The sequence below is a fragment of the Microcoleus sp. S13_C5 genome, from assembly GCF_036700845.1.
Taxonomy (GTDB): Bacteria; Cyanobacteriota; Cyanobacteriia; order Cyanobacteriales; family Microcoleaceae; genus Microcoleus.
Genome location: NZ_JAUBPR010000262.1, coordinates 1 through 2014, shown reverse-complemented (window position 1 = coordinate 2014; position 2014 = coordinate 1). Strand labels below are relative to the sequence as shown.

General features: G+C 45.9%; 2 protein-coding genes. One reads left to right on the top strand and one right to left on the bottom strand.

Going from position 1 to position 2014, the window contains the following annotated elements; genetic code table 11:
- Nucleotides 1-639 precede the first annotated feature (639 nt).
- The gene (gene ycaC, locus QUA04_RS29440) at nt 640-1281 is read right to left on the bottom strand and encodes an isochorismate family cysteine hydrolase YcaC (RefSeq protein ID WP_333264274.1); all 642 of its coding nucleotides are present in this window, start codon (nt 1279-1281) and stop codon (nt 640-642) included.
- A gap of 367 nt (nt 1282-1648) precedes the next feature.
- Between ycaC and QUA04_RS29435 the strand changes: the two genes are divergently transcribed.
- Nucleotides 1649-1999 (top strand): GNAT family N-acetyltransferase, encoded by a 351-nt coding sequence (locus QUA04_RS29435; RefSeq protein WP_333264271.1) that lies wholly within the window; start codon nt 1649-1651, stop codon nt 1997-1999.
- The last annotated feature ends 15 nt before the right edge of the window (nt 2000-2014 follow it).

The window sequence follows — 2014 nt, the reverse complement described above, 5'->3', positions numbered from 1 at the left end:
CTACCGGAACTGGTCTAAACTAACTATGTTATTCTACCACAAATATAGTCTGTCTACTTACGCCGAGCTGTACTAGAGAGTTTTCTTCACTGGTATTGCTCGCCAACGGTTCTTCCAACATATAATTTAGAGAATTAAGAGAAAAGTTTTATTCAGAACAACCACCCTAGACACACCAAATTGCTGGGCAATTTTCGGCAGCACGTCTGGAAACAGAAGGGAGATTGAGGAATGCGATCGAGAAGGTTGGGCATGAGAGGAAATGACTAGCGAGATCCAGCAGCTTGTAAGGCAGCTTGGGCATGGGCGAGATCCTGTGATCGAGTCTCCTCTCCACCCATGAGATTATCGGCATGGATGGCTTCAATATCAGTAATGCCTATGAACCAAAAATGAGTCGCAGATAGGGTTCTTGCCGATCGTAGGCAGAGGGGGGCGTATCTTTTAAGTAGCCTGAAATTGTGACCTAGTTCTGCCCAGACAAAGACTTGCAATCATTGACAAGAGCGATTAAAAACACCCTCTACGTGACTTACAACGAAGTAGTTGCCACCGCTACGTTTCACCTAAAGTTGATAACCTAGCGATGACAATATTAACTCAGTTACACAGGAGCTAAATAAACTAGGCGCTTTCTCACTACTTACTGGGAGATCCAGGATTTGCCGTTGCTGCATAGCTAGTCATCAGGTTTTTGTAGTCAGGAATAAACTCTGCTAAGAGACTACCCAGTCCTTCAATATCGTTGCGCCAGTCACGGTGCAATTCACACACAACGCTAAACCAATTGACCAACTGAACTCCAGCACGAGACATTCGATCCCAAGCTGCATAGCGACAGGCTTCATTGAAGGTTCCAGAGGCATCGGTGACAACAAAAACCTCATAACCTGCCTCCAATGCCGAAAGCGCACAAAAAGTAACACATACATCAGTGACAATTCCGGCCACGATCAATTGCTTCTTGCCTGTTGCTTCTACTGCTTTAACAAAGTCCTCGTTGTCCCAAGCGTTGATTTGTCCGGGACGCGGAATAAAGGGAGCATCTGGAAACTTCTCCTTCAGTTCAGGGATGATGACTCCATTGGGGCCTTGCTCAAAGCTGGTTGTCAAAATTGTAGGCAGGTTGAAAAATTGGGCTGCACTTGCCAGCGCCAGCACATTATTTTTGAAGTCGGCGGCACCAATATCACGCACAAGTGAGAACAGTCCAGTTTGATGATCGACGAGCAAAACCGCAGCATTATTCTTGTCTAGACGGTTGTATTTGAATGTAGACATGAGGTATTTTTCCTATTTTGGTTATGGGTGAAGTAGGAATTGCAGAATGGAGTCAAAAATCAGAAAGCCTTGAGCTGTAATCAGAAAACCTTGAGCTGTACAACTTAAATGTGATTTTTTATTAAAAGCGAAACGTCTATTTCCTCTAAATAACTTATGGCCTAAGCTGTTGCGCCCTGAACTCAGTTTGCAAAATCTCACCAAATTTCACCACTCAATATCCGCAAGTTAAGCGCTGAGTTAGGTCGCTAGTGGGTCAGTGAGGGCAGCAGCTTAAAAGTTATCTGTGAGGATTCAGAGCAAAACTAATTGCCTTTTGTAGTATACCGTAAGACAATCTACTGAACTCAATATGCTGGAGTTCGCCATGATTCGATCGACCACACCGGATGACAGGACTGCACTTATGGCCATAGCCGACGCGATCGGCTTCGGGCCGAAGGAGGTTGAGGAACTGAGCGAAATGCTGGCTGATTACTTCGGTGGCAAGAGCGACAGTGCTCATTTCTGGCTCACCGATGACGACAATGGGCCAGTTAGGGTCGCCTACTGCGAGCCAGAACGGATGACCAATCAGACGTGGAACCTACAATTGATCGCGATCCGACCTGACCGCCAAGGACAAGGACGCGGTTCGACACTGCTGCGCTACTTTGAACAGGACTTACGCACGACCACTAGATATAGCGTACCGGGTTTAGAAATACCCATTGGATAGAGCGATAATATAAAA